The organism is Microcoleus sp. Z1_B2 (genome assembly GCF_036700325.1).
Lineage (GTDB): Bacteria > Cyanobacteriota > Cyanobacteriia > Cyanobacteriales > Microcoleaceae > Microcoleus.
This window is the reverse complement of the sequence record NZ_JAUBOQ010000020.1, coordinates 38,274-57,057: the sequence shown is the minus strand read 5'-3', so window position 1 is coordinate 57,057 and position 18,784 is coordinate 38,274. Positions and strand designations below refer to the sequence as shown.

The 18,784-nt window shown below is 44.3% G+C and carries 15 protein-coding genes; 9 read left to right on the top strand and 6 right to left on the bottom strand.

Annotated elements, in window-relative coordinates; translation table 11 throughout:
• Positions 1-340: 340 nt before the first annotated feature.
• The 6 genes from QT984_RS13845 to QT984_RS13820 all read left to right on the top strand — a co-directional run bounded on the left by QT984_RS13845 (position 341) and on the right by QT984_RS13820 (position 8,139).
• A complete protein-coding gene (locus tag QT984_RS13845) occupies positions 341-733 on the top strand; it encodes a response regulator (RefSeq protein ID WP_333374205.1) in 393 nt (130 codons plus the stop codon).
• Positions 730-3,288, top strand: a complete 2,559-nt coding sequence (locus tag QT984_RS13840) for a response regulator (RefSeq protein WP_333374203.1) — start codon at positions 730-732, stop codon at positions 3,286-3,288. Before QT984_RS13845 ends, QT984_RS13840 begins: the two co-directional genes overlap by 4 nt.
• Complete coding sequence (locus QT984_RS13835; protein WP_333233414.1) at positions 3,263-4,921, top strand: adenylate/guanylate cyclase domain-containing protein; 1,659 nt, start codon at positions 3,263-3,265, stop codon at positions 4,919-4,921. The genes QT984_RS13840 and QT984_RS13835 overlap by 26 nt, the downstream gene beginning before the upstream one ends.
• Before the next feature lie 68 nt (positions 4,922-4,989).
• Positions 4,990-5,505, top strand: coding sequence for a DUF1499 domain-containing protein (locus tag QT984_RS13830; protein WP_333210579.1), 516 nt, complete (start codon positions 4,990-4,992; stop codon positions 5,503-5,505).
• A gap of 658 nt (positions 5,506-6,163) precedes the next feature.
• Entirely contained in the window at positions 6,164-7,024 is an 861-nt protein-coding gene (locus QT984_RS13825; protein ID WP_333374200.1) for a DUF2382 domain-containing protein, read from the top strand.
• Positions 7,025-7,245: 221 nt separating this feature from the next.
• On the top strand, positions 7,246-8,139 hold the full coding sequence (locus tag QT984_RS13820; RefSeq protein WP_333374198.1) for a DUF2382 domain-containing protein: 894 nt from the start codon (positions 7,246-7,248) through the stop codon (positions 8,137-8,139).
• A 26-nt stretch (positions 8,140-8,165) separates the two neighbouring features.
• Here the strand turns inward: QT984_RS13820 and QT984_RS13815 are convergent, their stop codons facing one another.
• Positions 8,166-8,411 (bottom strand): hypothetical protein, encoded by a 246-nt coding sequence (locus QT984_RS13815; protein WP_333262597.1) that lies wholly within the window; start codon positions 8,409-8,411, stop codon positions 8,166-8,168.
• A gap of 18 nt (positions 8,412-8,429) precedes the next feature.
• On the opposite strand from QT984_RS13815, the gene QT984_RS13810 reads away from it, so the two are divergent.
• Together QT984_RS13810 and QT984_RS13805 are read left to right on the top strand one after the other, a co-directional pair.
• The gene (locus QT984_RS13810; RefSeq protein WP_333161383.1) at positions 8,430-8,915 is read left to right on the top strand and encodes a glutathione peroxidase; all 486 of its coding nucleotides are present in this window, start codon (positions 8,430-8,432) and stop codon (positions 8,913-8,915) included.
• A gap of 514 nt (positions 8,916-9,429) precedes the next feature.
• Positions 9,430-9,891 carry a VOC family protein gene (locus tag QT984_RS13805; protein WP_333212880.1) on the top strand — a complete coding sequence of 154 codons (462 nt, stop codon included), beginning with the start codon at positions 9,430-9,432 and terminating at the stop codon, positions 9,889-9,891.
• Between the two features lie 345 nt (positions 9,892-10,236).
• On the opposite strand, the gene QT984_RS13800 is transcribed toward QT984_RS13805, so the two are convergent.
• The 5 genes from QT984_RS13800 to QT984_RS13780 all read right to left on the bottom strand — a co-directional run bounded on the left by QT984_RS13800 (position 10,237) and on the right by QT984_RS13780 (position 17,690).
• Positions 10,237-12,822, bottom strand: coding sequence for a PAS domain S-box protein (locus QT984_RS13800; RefSeq protein ID WP_333374196.1), 2,586 nt, complete (start codon positions 12,820-12,822; stop codon positions 10,237-10,239).
• 131 nt (positions 12,823-12,953) lie between these two features.
• Complete coding sequence (locus QT984_RS13795; protein ID WP_333212169.1) at positions 12,954-13,229, bottom strand: hypothetical protein; 276 nt, start codon at positions 13,227-13,229, stop codon at positions 12,954-12,956.
• Between the two features lie 544 nt (positions 13,230-13,773).
• Positions 13,774-15,912, bottom strand: coding sequence for an ATP-binding protein (locus QT984_RS13790; protein WP_333374194.1), 2,139 nt, complete (start codon positions 15,910-15,912; stop codon positions 13,774-13,776).
• 147 nt (positions 15,913-16,059) lie between these two features.
• Positions 16,060-16,404: a slr1659 superfamily regulator gene (locus tag QT984_RS13785; protein ID WP_333056031.1), complete on the bottom strand. Its 345-nt coding sequence runs from the start codon at positions 16,402-16,404 to the stop codon at positions 16,060-16,062.
• Between the two features lie 17 nt (positions 16,405-16,421).
• Positions 16,422-17,690, bottom strand: coding sequence for a transposase (locus QT984_RS13780; protein ID WP_333212172.1), 1,269 nt, complete (start codon positions 17,688-17,690; stop codon positions 16,422-16,424).
• Positions 17,691-18,243: 553 nt separating this feature from the next.
• Here QT984_RS13780 and cynS point away from each other — a divergent pair.
• Positions 18,244-18,687, top strand: a complete 444-nt coding sequence (gene cynS / locus QT984_RS13775) for a cyanase (RefSeq protein WP_333055975.1) — start codon at positions 18,244-18,246, stop codon at positions 18,685-18,687.
• Positions 18,688-18,784: the final 97 nt, after the last annotated feature.

Below are 18,784 nucleotides of genomic sequence, written 5' to 3'. Positions count from 1 at the left end.
AGCATCCAGGATGCAAGCCCCCGGACTCATTCCTTCGCAGACTCATGACCCAGAAATAAAAAAACTGTATCCGATGAAACTTGCCACCCGAATTGATCCGTGGGGTCAATGCTTCAATTGTTTAATCTAAAATCTAAAATCTCAAGTCGATTGACATTCATTGCTGTCTCGCTGACAAATACAAGATTTATTACAAGAAACCGGGTTAATCTTCGGAAGTCCTATTAAAATAAGGTAGGGGACAGATATCCTGGATTCTTTCCCAAAATCAATAATCTAAAAGCAATGTAAAAGCAAGTCATGTCGGTAAACCTACTAAAATTTAAGCAAAGAGGAAAAGATGAATAGGCCTATAATTCTTTGCGTTGATGATGAACCAGATATTTTGAATACTCTCAAGATTCAGCTAAAGAAGGAATTTAAAAATGATTACTTTTATGAATTAGCTGAAAGTGGTGATGAAGCTTTAGATTTACTGGAGGACTTTCAAGAAAAAGCTCAGGTGATTGTGGTGGTTTCTGATTGGCTGATGCCGGGAATCAAAGGTGACGAACTTTTAATTAAAGTTCACCAAAAATATCCTAAAATTATTAAAGTGATGTTGACTGGACAAGCGGATGCAGCGGCTGTTCAGCGGGCAGTAGAAAAAGCAGATTTATACTGTTGTTTGTACAAACCCTGGCAAAGCAAAGACTTAATAGAGACTATAAAATCTGGGCTGGCTAAGTTATGAAAAAACCTGTGATTGTTTGTATTGATGATGAACCTGATGTTTTGAACAGTTTAAAGATTGAACTGAAAAAGGCGATCGGCGATCGGTGTATAATTGAAACCGCTGAAGGTGGGGCTGATGCCTTAGAGTTGCTGGCAGATTTGCAGGCAGATGAATACGAGATTGCTTTGGTGCTTTCCGATTATATCATGCCGGATATTAAAGGGGATGAACTGCTCAGAAGAATTCACGAAAGCTCGCCGGAGACGCTGACTATTATGCTAACGGGGCAAGCTGATTTGGAAGCCCTGAGCAATGCTATTAAGTATGCTAAATTGTACCGTTATATCCCTAAACCTTGGCAAAATGAAGACTTAAAATTAACAGTAGTAGAAGCAGTTCACAGTTATTTACAAGATCAAAAGTTAACAGATGAAATTCATAAGCGCCAAGAAGTAAACGAGGAGTTAAAGCTAGTAAATGAGGCGCTGTCTGCGAGTGAAAAGCGCCTGAGTCAATTTTTAGAAGCTTTACCAGTGGGGGTATCTGTTTATCATCCCGATGGCTCGATCGCCTATTTCAACCAGGCAGCGCGGGATTTACTGGGTGCAGACACTATCCCGGAAAGCACTGCGGGACAATTAGCTGCGACTTATCAACTTTATGTTGCCAATACTGATGAGCTGTACCCGCCGGATAATCTGCCAATTTTGCGCGCACTGAAAGGAGAATCTGTCAAGGTTGACGATGTAGAAATCCGTCAAGATGGCACAAGAATTGCGATCGAGATCAATACCACGCCGATTTTTGACGCTAGCGGAAATATTGTTTATGCGATCGCAGCTTTTCAAGATATTAGCGATCGCAAACAAGCGGAAAAAATACTAGCAGATTACCACCACACCTTAGAAGCCCAAATTGACGAACGTACAGAACAACTGCAACAAGCTGCATTAGCTGCTGAAGCAGCAAACAAAGCTAAAAGCACGTTTCTCGCCAATATGAGCCACGAGTTACGCACCCCTCTCAATTCTATACTCGGCTTTGCACAAATCATGGAACCCAGTCCGGATCTTACTGTCGAAAACCGAGAAAATATGAGAATTATTCGCCGTAGTGGCGAACACTTGCTTACCTTGATCAATGAAGTCTTAGACTTGTCAAAAATCGAAGCGGGGCGGATGACACTTAACCCGAAAAACTTCGACATCTACCGCTTGCTTGACGATTTGCAAGATATGTTTCAACTGCGGGTACATAATCAAGAATTGCAGTTGCATTTTCAGCGCGATGCTGACGTTCCTCAGTACGTGCGAACCGATGATATTAAACTGCGGCAAGTGTTGATTAATCTTCTGAGTAATGCGATTAAGTTTACCCAAACAGGCGAAATCATCTTAAGAGTTATCAAGTTAGAAAAATCGGGTTTTCTGGATTTACTGGATAGTTCTACAGCTTGCTTTGATACCACAAGAAGTATTCGGGAATTTTCGAGAACTAGCAGTGATTTTGCAAAGGTTGAATGGAGCGATGAGGCTGAGGGTTCAACTGTGCCTGGTTTTTTTCTTCTATTTGAAATTGAAGATACAGGAGTTGGCATTGCTCCTGAAGAATTGGGCAGCATTTTTAATGCTTTTGTGCAAACAGCTTCCGGTCAAAAAAATCAGAAAGGCACGGGTTTAGGATTGAAGATCAGTCGTCAATTTGTCCGCCTGATGGGAGGCGAAATTGTCGTAGAAAGTCAACTGGAACTCGGCACTACTTTTAAATTTGAAATTCCAGTGGGTGCCGTTGATGCTGCTGAGCTTCCCGATCCGGAACTTAACCGCGAAGTGAGTGGTTTGGAACCCAATCAACCGTGCTACCGGATTTTAATTGTGGACGATCGCGAAGACAACCGCCAACTTTTAGTCAAAATGCTTTCTCCTTTAGGTTTCGGGGTGGAAGAAGCCACCAACGGCCAGGAAGCAATAGAAATGTGGGAAAATTGGCATCCGCACTTAATTTTGATGGATGTGCGAATGCCGGTGATGGACGGCTACGAAGCTACTAAACAAATTAAGACTAGAATCAAGCAGAGAGAGCAAGAGGGGGAAATGAATATTTCCGATCCCGAATCCCCGATTCCGAAGATTATTGCTTTGACAGCTAGTACAATTGAAGGAAGGCAAGCGTTTGCTTTATTGGTCGGCTGCGACGATTTTATTAGCAAACCTTTCCGCAAAACCGATATATTTGATGCCATCACCAAACATTTGGGGGTGAGGTATCTCTACTCTAACTCAACGGACTTTATCTCAATAGGCGATCCAAATAATTTATCTGACTCGCTCTCTAATGCTGCGCTTGCTTATTTACCCATACTTCCCGCAGAATGGATAGACAACATGAAGCAGGTAATCCGCAGTGCTGATTTTGACTTAATTGTCAGGACAATCGACGAAATAAGGAGGCCTCATCCTGAATTGGCGGAAATCCTCCAGGGTCATCTCGATAATTTTGATTACCAGAAAATTCTCAATTTAATTGCCGAGGCGGAGGAATCAGATAATGCAGATGAAGGCGGAACAAACTGAAAACCATCAAGCGGATATTTTAGTAGTTGACGATACACCAGATAATCTGCGTTTGTTAATTAGAATTTTGCAAAAAAATGGCTATAAAGTTCGACCAGTTACTAATGGTTTTTCGGCGTTAGATGCTATTCAATCTAGCGCGCCAGATTTGATTTTGCTCGATATTATGATGCCGGATATTGACGGGTACGAACTATGTAAAAAATTAAAATCCCAATTGCAATTTCGGGAAATTCCCATCATTTTCCTGAGTGCGCTGGAAGAAGGAATAAATAAAGCCAAAGCTTTTGAAGTGGGCGGCTCGGATTATATAACTAAACCTTTTCAGGTGAAAGAAGTATTGGCACGAGTCAGCAATCAACTTACTGTGCGTTCATTGCAAATGCAATTGCAAGAAAAAAATCAAAAATTGACCGATCAAAATATCCAGTTGCACCAGGAAATCGCTGAACGCCACCAGGTGGAAATGGAAACAAGATTGCTGCTGCAGGCTACACAAGCTATTAGCAAATCTGAAGATTTTGAGTCGGCTATAGATGTGATCTTAGGTTTAATTTGCAAAACTATTGAATGGAATCTGGGCGAAGCTTGGATTCCTTGCAGTGAGGGTTTTTTAAAATGCGCTACAGGTAGGTACGTCAGTGACTCCAGTTTTGCCCAATTCCAACAAACAAGTTGGGAGTTGATTTTTGCTCCCGGTGTGGGACTTCCGGGTAGGATTTGGCAGTCGCAGCAGTCTGAATGGATAGATGATGTTTCTACTGCACCGGAACAAGTTTTTTTAAGAGCTAAAATTGCGCTGAGTGTGGGATTGAAAGCGGCTTTTGGGGTGCCAATTTTGGCGGAAAACCAAGTGTTAGCTATTTTGATTTTTTATCGCGAGAAAGTTCTGAATTGTCAGCCGCGCTTGTTGGAATTAGTGAGCGCGGTTGCTACGCAGCTCGGTTCGTTGATTCAGCGCAAACAAGCTGAAGCAGCTCTGAAAGTGCAGCAAGAGCAAACAGAAAAATTGCTGCTGAATATTTTACCGAAACCTATTGCGGATCGTTTGCAAAAAGAGCAAAAGTTGATAGCGGAGCATTTTGATGAGGTGAGCGTCTTGTTTGCTGATTTGGTGGGTTTTACAGAGTTTTCGGCTCACAAAAGTCCGACGCAGTTGGTAGAAATTTTGAATGGGATTTTTTCGGAGTTCGATAGGTTGTCTGAATTGCACGGGTTGGAAAAGATTAAGACGATTGGGGATGCTTACATGGTGGTTGGGGGTTTGCCGACGCCGCGGGAGGATCACTCCTCGGCGATCGCACTTTTAGCTTTGGAGATGCAGGCAGCTTTGGGGAGGTTTAATGCCAAAATGGGAGAAAATTTTCAATTGAGGCTCGGAATTCACAGCGGTTCGGTGGTGGCTGGAATTATTGGGATTAGTAAATTTAGCTATGATTTGTGGGGCGATACTGTTAATGTTGCTTCACGCATGGAGTCGAACGGATTGCCTGGTAAAATTCAAGTGACGGAGGCGACTTACGAGCGTTTGAAAGAGCAGTTTGTTTTGGAAGAACGGGGTCATATCCCGATCAAAGGCAAAGGAAAGATGCTGACTTACTGGTTAATTGAAGAACAAAAGAAATCTTTTTAAGTTTATGATGTAAATTTCAATTAATATGAAAGGTAGACCGCATTTATACTTTCAGGAGGGCTAATCCTTTGCAAACAGTTGAAACAAAATCGCCGACAGCGTTGAAAAGAGTCCTAGTTATTTTAATATCACTGCTAGCAGTAGCGGTACTGTCGATCGCTACTTTTATCGCTCTACCCGGAGAAAAAACAATGTTTGCTGGAACTAGACCTGCCAATATCGGAATTCAGTCAGGAAAACTCGCAGCGTGCCCGAGTTCCCCCAACTGCGTCAGCAGCTTCAGTCAAGATGCCGAACACAAAATTGAGCCTTTGGCATACACTTCGTCCCAGAGTGAAGCGATGGTAAAGCTCAAAGGGGCGATCGAGTCCTATGGCAAAACTAAAATTATCACGGCAACTGATAATTACCTGTATGCGGAGTTCACCAGTGCTTTGATGGGGTTTGTTGATGACGTTGAATTTTTGGTAGATGATGGAGCGAAAGTGATCCATGTGCGATCGGCTTCGCGTCTGGGACAGTCGGATTTGGGAGTTAACCGCAAACGGATAGAAGCTATCAGAACTCAATTCAATCAACTCTGAACTTAAAATTTCTAGCTTTCCCGAAGCCCCTCTCCTACACGGCTGTTTCATTATCCGTAGGGGCAAACCCCCCGTGGTTGCCCCGATATTTGAAACACCGATTCCCCACGTCCGTGGAGGGGGTAGGCACGGGGGCGCTACCCCTACAAAACGATGATTTCCCTTCATCCGTGGAGGGGGTAGGCACGGGGGCGCTACCCCTACAAAACCATGATTTCCCCACGTCCGTGGAGGGGGTAGGCACGGGGGCGCTACCCCTACAAAACCATGATTTCCGTGAGAATAAAACAGCCCTGCCCTCTCCTACAAGATGAGGGGCTTTGAGATTTGTGTACTACTATGTAATGTTGATTTGTCACTACCTAGTTAACAATTATTAACAGTAGGCACAGCGCAAAGGAGTGTCCAGCAGGGGGAGTAGGACACCGCAATGCCGTTTTCCTACGGTTGGCTTTCAGTTTTAAAACTTGTTATAAGATTGACGATTTTATAGTTTTACAATCTTTAAAATAGCTGAGCGCGCTAGCACAGAAGAAGAGATGCCGTAGTATTCCTATAGGATTAAACAACCTAAATGATACACTTCTGACTTTAGGGAGAGGGAACTGAACGAATTAATTTCTACTATTAAATTAAGTAGAACAAAGAGGAAAAACACATGGCACTTCAAAAATTAGCAGACTTTTATCCTAATTATCAGGAAGAAATCTTTGCTGGAGACGACATCAAGGGATTTGATGTTTATGCTGGCGACTCGGATGAAAAAGTAGGCACGGTTTATGACGCTTTGGTTGATGACAGTGGTCGTTTTCGCTATCTGGTAATTGATACCGGTATTTGGATTTTTGGCAAAAAAGTATTGTTGCCAATCGGCTCGGCTCGCTTCGACTACGGCGCCCGTCGCGTCCACGCCACAGGTCTTCGCAACAAAGCTCAAGCAGAACAATTGCCAGCTTACAATGAATTAGAACCATTAGATTACGATCGCGAAGAACAGGTAAGAGGCGTCTACCGCAATCAAGACACTGCCGCGGCCCGCACTGCAACTCCTGCTAGCTACGATCGCAGCAGCTACAGCTACGATATGGATCGCCCCCTCTACGAAACCAACGAACAGCAGCACCAAAATCTCAAGCTTTATGAAGAACGCTTGATTGCTAACAAACACCGCGCAAAAACAGGCGAAGTAGCAGTTGGCAAGCGCGTGGAAACTGAAACAGCGCGAGCTTCAGTACCCATTGAAAAAGAACGAGTTGTAATCGATCGAGTAACCCCGGTAGAAGCGGGTCGAGTAGTTTCAGTCGGTGAGGCTGACTTCCAATCAGGGGAAGTTGCACGCATGGAAGTCTACGAAGAAACGGCCGACATTCACAAGGAAGCTTTCGTCCGGGAAGAAGTCAACGTCAGAAAAGAAGTTGTTCGCAGCACGGTTGAGGGCGAAGAAACCTTGCGTCGTGAAGAATTAGACGTTAAGACTGATGGCACTGCGGTTGTAGATAATAAAAATAAAAAGATCTAAACCAACCGCAACAGCTATTGCATAGGAATTGCGCCTTAATGACATAATTCTGTCACCGCGCAGGTTTGATTGAATTGGTGGCGATCGCGCAATTCCTATGTGATTGGCGGGGGGGGTACAAAACTTGTCTAGTTTTGGCAACGTTTATGCACTTTCCCCGCCTTTACCAATTTCCCCTTACCAATTCATAATAAAAATCCCTAAGCAGGAAAGTTTAAAAAATGAACGGTCAAGCATCAGCAGAAAAAATAGCAACTGCCAAATCAATAACCCGTCTCAACCGGGTACCTGAAAAAGTCAGAACTAAGCTAAAAAGTTTTACCGTCAAAGACAACCAAGGTCATTTGGTCGGCAAAGTTAAAGATGTCTATTTTGATGCTAACGGTCAGTTAAACTTTGTCGTGACCGGGCTAGGCAGCGAAAATCCCCGCATTTTTTTATTAAGTGTTAAGCTGCTCAAGAAAGTGGATTATCACCAAAAAGCGCTGTTTGTAACTATTAATTCGGCTCAAGTCGATCTGCTGCCCGTAGTTTCGGCAAATGGCGAGCATCCGTATTTAGAAAATCCCTCGGAACCGGATAATGAATTTAGCAACCGTGAATTAACAAATCCCTCAACAGTTATGTCAAATCTAACAGATGCCGATCGCACTGATGCAAATTGGGAGACCGATCGGGATGAGGAAAACTTGGATATTGTCGATCGAGAAGTAATTCGCCTGCTAGAAGAACGATTGGTGATCAATCGCAGCAAGCGCAAAGTCGGCGAAGTCATAGTACGTAAAGAAATTGAAACTCGGATGGTACAAGTACCTATCCAGTGGGAAAAGCTGATTGTCGAACAAGTCGGCGACGATCCGAAGGTGTTGGCAGAAATAGATTTAGGCGAGGGAAACATCACCGGTATAGATTTGACGGAGATTAAGAGCGATCGCCAAGAACCGACAGTTAAGGCTGAATTTACCTCTGTGCAGAAAGCTAGCAAAATCTTAAATTCGATCGCCTCTCAACCCCGTCACGGTTGCGTCAAAGTCCGCCTAGAACTCGTTCTCGAAGACAAGCAACTTGAGGATACTTACCAAAAATGGATGACGGAACACCACTCAGAGAGTTAAAATATTCGTCCTTTTCGGTCTAGATTTTAGCTATTAGCGAGAAACTTAAATCTAAGAACGGACTGTGGCGATTCGTGCTGGGGAGAAAGTTCACCGCCATCTACTAAGATCATGTTCGGTAAATTAACCGTAATTTTGGTAGTGGCGGGTTTACCAATATCTATAATATAAGCCCGATATCCGTCAACCCGCCCCGACCGGGATATGGAAATTTTTAGCGATCGACCTCTAGACAAAATTGTAGCGACTTGCGGTAAAATTGTGGTGGTCAAATTTAAAAGTATTTGAAAATGCCCAGCACAATCTCCGACATTAAAGTAAAAACGATCGCAGGCGAAGACAAGCAGCTAGGAGAGTACGCTGGCCAGGTACTCTTGATAGTTAATGTAGCTTCCAAATGTGGCTATACACCTCAATACAAAGGACTCGAAGAATTAAGCCAGAAGTACAGCGCGGCTGGACTCCGTGTTTTAGGATTTCCCTGCAACGACTTCGGAGGTCAAGAACCCGGAAGTAATCCAGAAATCGTCAATTTCTGTACTACAAAATACGGCGTCACCTTTGAATTATTTGACAAAGTACGCGCTAAAGGCACTCAGCAGCACCCGCTGTACGCTAAGCTTACGAGTGCAGTCGAGCCCAAGGGTGAGGTTTCCTGGAATTTTGAGAAATTCTTAGTTAGCAAACAGGGTGAAGTGGTTGCCAGATTCCGCAGTAGTGTTGGCCCCGATTCGCCCGAACTGATCGCTGCCATCGATCGAGAATTGGCGAAATAAGAAGTTCGGCAACTAAGCAGTGTACAGGATTTAACTGATTTAACGGATGGATGTTTAGGGAAGAGGGAAGAAATTAATAGGCTTTTTTTCCAATAAGTTGAAAGCTATTTTTTTCCTTCTGCTTTTCCCCCTTGTGTGCAAGCACTAAACCATGAACAAATACCGATGATTGTATTTAATTGGAGAACTGTTTAATTTAATGGAAAATACATCGGGATTAGATTTAGTTGTAGGTGTACTTGCCTTCGCAATTCTGGCAGGTGGTCTGGCCATGCTATTTGTAGGCATGGCATCATTTCCTAAAGAAAAATAACAATACTAGGACTTACTCACAATTGTTGAGAAACCGGGTTTTTTTACGAAAAGACACGTTGTAGACCGCACCAAAGGTAAAAAACCCGGTTTCGAGGCCCCGATTAAGTCCTGACTACCAACTTAAAATGCTTATTTTACAGCAGACCATCTGAATAAATCAAACTCCTTTCAATTTGAACATTCGCAATTGATGACAATCATGCAAACTACCGAAAACAACGTCAAAATTGCCCTCGCGCCGGGGAATTTGCGCCGCGTTCACCATATTGCTTTAAACGTGCGCGACATGAAAGCTTCCCGCCACTTCTATGGTACAATTCTCGGTCTGCACGAACTAACAGGTGCAGAAATTCCCGCAACTTTAACAGAAATGGTAGCCGCTGGTAAAGTCGCTAATTTCGTTACCCCAGACGGTACTGTTATTGACTTATTTTGGCAGCCCGACTTGGAACCGCCAAACCCAGACCCGGAGAAAGCTTTTACCCGCGCCAACCACTTAGCCTTCGATATTGAGCCGGATTTGTTCGATCGCGCTCTGGAAGTGCTAAAGTCAAATCAAATTGCGATCGATAGCGGCCCCGTTACTCGCGCTACAGGACGCGGCATTTACTTTTACGATCCTGATGGATTTATCATCGAAATCCGTTGTGATCCAGCTTAAACACTCGCTATCGGGTTCTCTGTAGTCCGGGTGCACCCTACATTTACTCTTTGGATTGCGGTAATCCCTAACGATCGCTAATTAAATAACTTATACAGCACTTTCCAGGTAAGTGAAGTACAGAGAAACCGGGTTTCTTGAATAAAACCGGTTTCTGGCGAGAAATCCAGAAGAAACCCGGTTTCTGGGGTGTACTTTATAAACCTGGAATCCGCTGTAATTTTAATTATTATTGTGGGATGGGCGTCCCGCCCGTCCAAAAAGGACGGGCGGGAAGCCCATCCCACTTTCAAGAGTGGAAGTTATTTAATTCTCATTCCTAAACATCCTACCTTTAAAGTTGTTTTATTTTCCGTCTTGGCTAATAGGTTGCTTCGGCCAAGTAAACCGAAAAGTTGCTCCCTCACCTTCGGCAGATTCTAGGGAAATAGTGCCCCCTTGACCTTCGACAATTTTTTTCACCAGCGACAAACCAATCCCAGTATTTTCAACTTTATCACGAGCTTCCAAGGTCTGAAAAATCACAAAAACTTTATCGTGATATTGAGGATCAATTCCCGGCCCGTCATCCTCTACAGAAAACTCGTAAAAATCATCTAACTCTTTAACGGATATGTTTACGTGACCCGATTCAGATCGGTTGTGCTTAATTGCGTTGCTAATTAAATTAGAAAAAACCTGCTGCAACAGCAATCTTTCTGCCACAAAAGTTGGCATTTTCGGTTCAACTTTCACCTCAAATCCAGACGGCGGCGCCAACGAATCAATAATTTCGGCTAATAAATTCTCAACTTTTACCATTTCTGAAGGCACTTGAATCCGTCCGACGCGGGAATATTGCAGCAGTCCCTCAATCAAACCTTCCATGCGGTAAACTCTGCCCCGCAGCAGGTTCATTTGGTGCAGAGTATCCTCTGTCATCGACTCGCTGAGGTCTTCTTCTATCCAACTGCTGAGATTGGCGATCGCCCTGAGTGGCGCTTTCAAATCGTGAGAAACTACATAAGCAAACTGGTCTAATTCTTGATTCCGCTTTCTTAAAACATTCGTCGTTTGAGCCAGATTTTGGGCTGTTAACCTCAATTCTTGAGCGCGCAACCGCAGCGATTCCTGCGCTTGTTTGCGATCCCTAATATCTTCAACCACACTCATCAAAAATTGAGTGCCATTTTCTTCTCGCAGCAGCGAAACCGTCAAGTTTGCCCACACCAACTCTCCGTCTTTGCGGATGTAGCGCTTTTCCAAAGAGAAATTTTCAATTTCTCCTGCTAACAATTGGCGCACAAGTTCCTGTTCACTTGCCAAATCTCCAGGCCAAGTAATCTCCTGAAATCTTTTCTCCAGCAATTCTTGCCTGCTGTAGCCCAAAATATCGCAAAGTTTTTGATTGACTAACAGAAATTTGCCTTCCACACTCGCTTGCACCATGCCGACTGCCGCCTGCTCAAAAGTAGCGCGAAACCGCTGGGCGCTTTGGGCTAAAGCAATTTCTGAGCGTTTGCGATCGCTAATATCGTTGCTGATTTCCAAAATAGCAATCGGTTGATCTTGATCGTCGTACTGCAAAGTCCATCGGCTTGCCACCGTTATTTTTGTCCCGTCTTTCTTAGTTCGCACCAGTTCTCCTTGCCAAGAACCCTTCTCGAAAAATACTTTTTGAATTACCTCAAAAGGTTGAGCCCATTCTGTTTGTAAAAGCTTGTGAATATTTTTTCCTACTGCTTGCGACCTCCGCCACCCGTAGAGCCACTTCGCCCCCAAATTCCAATAAGAAATTGCCCCATTCAAGTCTAGTACCGCGATCGTATCGTTGGCCAAATCCAGCATTTGCGCTTGCTTTCGCAGAGTTTCCTCCGCTTGTTTCCGTCCTCTGGCATCGCGGCAAATCGCAATAAACAAGTGTTGATTTGCCAGACGCATTTCGCTGATAGCTAAATCCATCGGAAACTTAGTTCCGTCGTGGCGAATTCCAACTGTTTCTTGTTGGTAAGTCTTCAGCGTAGTATCTGGATGTAACACAAAATATTCGATCGAATAATCCCCCACGGTGCTGTAAGGCTGGGGTTGAGCTATCAGTCGCCGCAAGTTAGAGCCAATTATTCGATCGGCTTTCTCGCCAAAAATCTTTTCTGCTGCCCTATTAAAAGACTCAATATTTCCCCCTGCGTCCAAAGTGATAATCCCGTCAGCCGCATTGTCTACCACAGCTTGAATGCGACTTTTACTTTCTTCCAAGCCTGCTTCCCGCTTCCTTAATTCCTTCTCTAAACCATCAAATAAATACCAGGAAGCCCCGGCGCCAAAACAGCCGCAAAGCAAACCAGCAACTTGCACAAAATTAGTGAAATCTATCAAACCCCGTCTTTGCTGATCTAGAGCTTTCTGGTAGGCTTCGCCGGCATTAGCAAACACATTAATTTTTGCACGCAGGTTATCCCTCCTCGCTTTGCCTTGAGTGAACACCTCAATTATTTCCGGCGACTGCACGCTTGTTGCCGAACTGTCGAGCTTATTCAAAGTGTTTTGCAAGAAATTTATATGCTGTTCGGTACTTTTTTTGATATCTTCAAATCGCTGAGCTTGCAGTGTATTTTCTTGAACCATAACCTTGAGTTCAGCCAGCAGCGGAGGCAAACTCTTCTTGGCTTCTAAGTAGGGCGAGAGAAATGTGCGGCGCTTCGTCAACCCGTAACCTCGAATGCCCGTTTCCGCATCCACCACGAGGGTTAACAAGCGGTTAGTTTCCTGAAGTATTGCCCTATTAGTATCTCCTCGCTCTCTTATCTGTATGGTAATCTCCCGGAGGGCTGCAATTGCTAGCAGGGAAGCAAACAGAAAAATAATGGGGATAGCAACGATGATTGCTCCCCGCTGGCGAATTGGTCGGTCTGTCCATACAAAGTGGAGGCAGCGATCGAGCAAATACTTCACGAATATTGAAGGAGAAAGTTTGCTGCCAGTATATCGCTTTTTGGTCGTTTAGGCTATGGATAAGTTTGTTTTGTTTAGTTGGGCGAGCGTTGGGGACTAACCGTGGAAACTAGATTAGACCCCTGCTATAGCTACCTGCTGACACTAACAGCAGATTTTTTGGCACGGTGTTTAAACGGAGGCAGGGAGAAAGAAAGGACTTTTTTCGACACCGAGACAGCAGGCGAAGCAGAAAGGATCGTTTCTGTTTTACCTTCGTTTTCGCCTTCGGCTTCTGCTTTTAAACTAGAGTCTGTTTCGCCAGTGTTTGGAACACTTGTAACTACAGTAGTCCACCTGCCTGTAGCCGGATCGCGATAACAAGTAAAAGGGTTTATTTTTAGCGGTTGACTGCAAGGTTTAATCATGTAGATGCACTCCTTTGATTCTGAGAAATTGTGCATTGCTTTCAGCAGCAATGCTATCTCGCCCGTAGAAGCAGTATGAAGGCAAAAAGCAGAATTGTGTTTCTGCGTCCAGAGACTTTTGAAACTTCCTGATTTCCTGTTAAATTTTGCCTTCTACTGCTTCGCGACCATAGCATTACTTTTACCAAATTGCCTTTCTGGAAGCAACCCCCCACCGCCTTAATTAGGTTGAGGTGGGACTTGTGAATGCAGCGAGGCCCCCGATCGTGCCTGCAGGACAATCTTGGAATAATATAGGTATTCTAGGCTGAAAAAAAATGCTACTGTGTGATCGACAACAGAGGTCGATCGCGATCGGTGTCACAATTAAAAAGGGAATGGGTAATTGGTAATGGGTAATTGGTAATTGGAAAATTGGTAATGGGGAAATTATTCCATCTTTTGCCATCCGTTAAATCCGTTAAATCCGGTACACAATTTCGGGAAAAATTCCCACCCGTTAAATCCCTTAAATCCCCTACATTGCTAGTTGCCCAACTTGTTTCTAACTAATATCAACTTTTGCATTTAAATGCACCGTAAAAGTAGAGCCAACATCCAACTCACTCTCAACAGTAATATCGCCGCCCATCATCTGGCAAAACAAGCGACTAATGGCCAATCCTAAACCGGTGCCGCCGTACTTGCGAGTAGTCGAAGCGTCCCCTTGAATAAAAGGTTGAAACAAACCCTGCTGCTGTTCGGCCGACATTCCAATCCCCGTATCAGATACCTGTAAATAAACCCAATCGCTGTCGCCTGCGGGTTCGCGAGTCGCGCTCAACAGCACCGTTCCACCTTCGGTAAACTTCAGGGCATTCGAGAGCAAATTGAACAGAATTTGCCGGACTTTAGTCAAATCTGCATACATCACTCCCAAATTTTCAGAGCAAGAAACTTGCAATTGATTGTGATTTTTTTCGACCAAAGGGTGCAAAGTAGCAACAACTTCTTCTATTAAATTACAGAGGTCAAATTTTTCTAAATAAAGCTCCATCCGACCGGCTTCTATCTTAGAAAGGTCTAGAATATCGTTAATTAAAGTCAGCAAGTGTTTGCCGGCGTTATAAATTTTTTGGGTATCGGGAATGATTTCTTCGAGTCCCGATTCCCGTGCTTCTTCTTGTAGCATTTCGCTGTAACCGATAATCGCGTTGAGCGGTGTCCGCAGCTCGTGGCTCATATTGGCTAAAAAAGTGCTTTTAGCTCTCGAAGCTGCTTCAGCTTTGTGTAAGGCTTCTTGCAAGGCTATTTCGGCTCTTTTGCGCTCGGCAATTTCGATGCGGAGCAGTTTATTGGCGGTGGTGAGTTGAGCGGTGCGCTGATCGACGGTCATTTCTAGCTGTGCTTTGGCTTTGGAAAGGGCTTCCTGAGCCCGCTGGCGCTCAAATCCTTCGATCGCCAGTGCTACCAAATTTGCCAAAGAATCAGCGAAGGTGCGCTCCTCCAGAGCCCACTGGCGGGGCGCGCCGATATGTTCGAGAGAGAGAATGCCCACGATCTGGCCACCGAGCCTAATTGCTACATTTAATATGGATGAATTCGGCTTGCTGGCATTTGGCAGCACACCGGAATGTTCGGCGAGGGAAGATGAGTGGGACAAATTTGTTTGTAGAGAGTTTTGAGTCTTTGTCGTAGGTTCTAAACCATTGTCCGATCGCAAATTTTCGCGCGGTGCGTCGCCTTCAACATCTAAAATTGATAAATTTAAATCGCTTGCCGATATGCACTCCCGGCTCAAATGATTCTCCTGGGTGCGATCGTACACGTCGAGACAAACTAATTTGAGGTTGGGGATTTTAAACTTAGAATGATTAACTCCCTCGTGTTGCTCTGGGGCAGCGGTATCTGTCTCGATTGCCTCTGTTTGGTTGTGGGCGAGTAATCTCTCAGTAAAATTTAGCTGGGGATCGCTGGGGTAGCGATTTCCAAATCTTCCATGGTTGTAAAGCCAGACGCTGACTTTTTCGACATCCAAAGTCCGGGCTGCAGCCTCGGTAATTTCGCGAATTCCCACATTCAGCGCACCGCTGTTGAGAGTCCTCTGCCTACCTAGCTGCAACAAAGCCAAACTCTGGCGGCGGAGGCGCTTTTCGCTCTCTTGGAGGGTTTGTTCTGCTTCCTTGCGCTGGGTGAGGTCGTACAAGGCGCACAATGCCGTCGGCTGGCCGTTAAACACCAGCGACTGAACCGAGATCATGGCCCAGAAAGCGGTGCCGTCTGATTTTTTGCAGTGGAGTTCGTAGTTTTGGAGGTATCCGTCCTTAGCAAGTGCCTCAAGTACCTGTGGGCGATCGGCGGGGTTGAAGTAAAAGTCTGGAGTGCTGCAGCCGATCAATTTTTCTAGGGGTATGTTCAGGAGAGAAGCCAATTGAGCGTTCGCATACATAATTAAGCCGTCACAGAGGCGAGAAACTAATATCGGCACGGGAGTTGCCGAGGCGATCGCCCGAAACTGCTCTTCGCTGGAACGCAGCGCCAACTGAGCTTTGCTCAGCAAGTGAGCTTCCATCGTATCTGAATGTTCGGTGGTAGTCTCCAGCAAAAGTTCTAGGTCAACCTTTTCGCGCTTCAAGTTTTCAAGTTCCGCACTCAGCCGCTGAACGTCGAAAAGTAGCTGTTCTGTCGATGGTTCTTCCTGCATAGCAATTGAAAATTGGTAAATTTTAGTCGGTTCTGAAGTTTTTTATGGTTTTGTGCTAGTTTAACTATGACTTATTCCGATTAACTTCAGCCACCCCGATCCTGGTTCGCGGACTTAGCCGGGGATTACTGTCTACCTTTTTCGCTATTATTCCAATTCTAAGTGCAAGGAAGGCATCAGCCGCTGCAAGTTTTTCAGGGATTTTATCTGCCAGGGGATCTGTTTAGAACCTTTGATGGCGATTTGAATATTTTTTTGCTGGCGCACTTTGATCACAAATTTTGAGAGAATATTAATTCCAGAACTATTTAAAAATTCTAGCTTTCGCAAGTCTAGAGTCACCGTGTTTGGGCAGGAGTCAGCCACTTCGTTGAGCAGATCGACGATCGGTGCGTATTCTTCCACCTGGCTGAGTCGGAACGACCCGCTACAGGTGACTGTTTGCGTAGTGCGATCGTACTGGATCGTGTAATCTTTGGTCTGAATCTCCATAGCTGGTAAAAGTATAGTCATTTATAGGCATGGGAGGCTTCAAGTCCCTCCCCCTTCACTTTTACTTTGAGCGGATTAACCCGCCTCGGCTGAACTACGCAGCTCCCTATCCCATCGCTGAAGGCATTTGGGATTGCTTTTCTGAGGATGTTGTACGAAGCGTTGATATCAGAATTAATTAACTGACCAGTCGATGTTTTGTACAAACCTCGCTTGAGCCGCTTACCAGTGAACACAGGCTCTTTATCAGTTTTTCCGTAAACAGGGATTGGGTCTAAGTCCAAAAAACTTGACCGCGACGTGTAGGATTCCTCCTGCACGATTACCTTAATTCCCGCCAACCAAGCTTTGTATTCCAACATCTCAATTAGTCGAGCGTGAGGGAGACTGACAAAGTTTTGGTTGGTTTGCTTCCCTAGATAAATTCCAGTTTTCCACTGTGCATTCTTGCCAATTACTAGCGTCCCAATCTGCTTGGCCGTTAAAATGTCAATAATTAGGCGGCTGGCATGATGTAAGTAATTGTCAACTTTCTGATTGCGACAGCGAGTTAAGCGCTGAATCCGGGGTGAAGTTTTGCGATTCCCTTTCAACTGGGATTGTAATCGTGAACAGCGTTTGTTGTAGAACTGGTTAATCGATTTTAATGGTCGCCCGTTAATCAACAAAGGGATAAATCCCGGCTGATTTGAAGTTAACGCCACTAAATTATCCAGTCCTAAATCAATACTAGCTACAGAGTTGGCATTGCCAAGGGTGGACTCCGCTTCATCATAAATCACCTCAATTACATAGGAATCACATTTCGGAACCAGTCTAACTTGACAAATCTGGTTGGGATTGAGTTGGGTTTTAATTGAAAGTTCAGTGCCGGAAAGTTTAATGATTCCTTTCTTCAACTGTTTGCTGCTAATTGCTTGAATCGTGTAGACGAGAAGGTTTCGCCCTTTAGTCTTATCTTTGTACTTTGGCAATTTTGGGCTACCCGTGAATCTTGAAGAGTCAGCTTTGTAAGCTTTAATGGCTTCAAAAAACGATTTCCAATTCTTGTCTAGCACCATTAAGATTTGCTGACTTACTTTAGCAGGCAAAGCCTTATATGCTTCGTGAGACTTCATCAATCGGTTCATTTCGTTGTAATTGACATAACCCCATCCATAAATAAAGCTCTGACGAATGACGTAATTGGCGGCATTGTAGAGGTTTTTGGACTTGAAAGCTAGTTCGTCTATTTGGGCGAAACGGTGTGACGTTGATTTAATGATGTGCCTCTGTGTTAGTTGCATTTGAGAGTTGCGTTTTTTGGGCGATGCGTATTCCTTGTTCAACACTCACAACAATAGAATACCATTATTGTTTATAATTGCTTATAAACTCAATGAAGTTTTACAATACTTTTGTCAGTTGCCGATTTTGAGTGGTAAAGGGGCTTTGGCTGCGTGAGCGAGGATTGAGCTTCAGGCTAGCACGATCAAAATTCACCCGTTTGCCGAATGCCGAAGGCCTTGGCGTGTGTAACTTTTGTTACATATACTGCCAACTGTACGATTGCCCCTGGGCAGTTAGGAGTTATTTTAGGATTTAGCGGTTGTGATACGAGTTGGCAAAAATAATGCAACTGTTGACTAGCTCTCAACCCTGGTAGTCATCAGTCATTGCCAATCTAACATTTCCAATCTCAAATCTCAAATTGTATGAGTTGTGGGGGTAGACGAGACCAGCTTTTGCTGAAGTTCCGAGCTATCAATTTGATTTTTTTTATCAATTTGGTATTGACAAAATCCCCAAAATGTGAGACATATTGCACATCTGGCACTGAAGTGAAGGGGAGAATATTTAATGGCAATTTCAGGAATTACAGAAAAGCTTTTGGCTGCTAAAAAAGCTAAGGGAATTAGTTTTGCAGATTTGGAAAAAGTTTTGGGGCGCGACGAAGTTTGGATTGCGGCGGTTCTTTACCGTCAAGCTACCGCATCAGCAGATGAAGCCGAGAAAATTGTATCGGCTTTGGGACTAGATAGCGAGACGGCTGCGGTTCTCTGTGAACCTCCGTTAAAAGGTTCTTTGGAATCCTCGGTTCCGGTTGACCCGCTGATTTATCGTTTCTATGAAATTATGCAGGTTTACGGGATGCCACTCAAAGCAGTGATTCACGAAAAATTTGGTGACGGGATTATGAGCGCGATCGACTTTACTTTGGATGTCGAGAAAGAAGCAGACCCAAAAGGCGATCGAGTGAAAATAATTATGTCGGGAAAATTTTTGGAATACAAAAAATGGTAAGCCCGTGCGGCTTTATTTTCAAGTGAAAATGAAAAATTAAAATTGGCTCCCATGACTCATGACTAATCACTAAAGCCTCAAAAGTGTTAACTTAGAA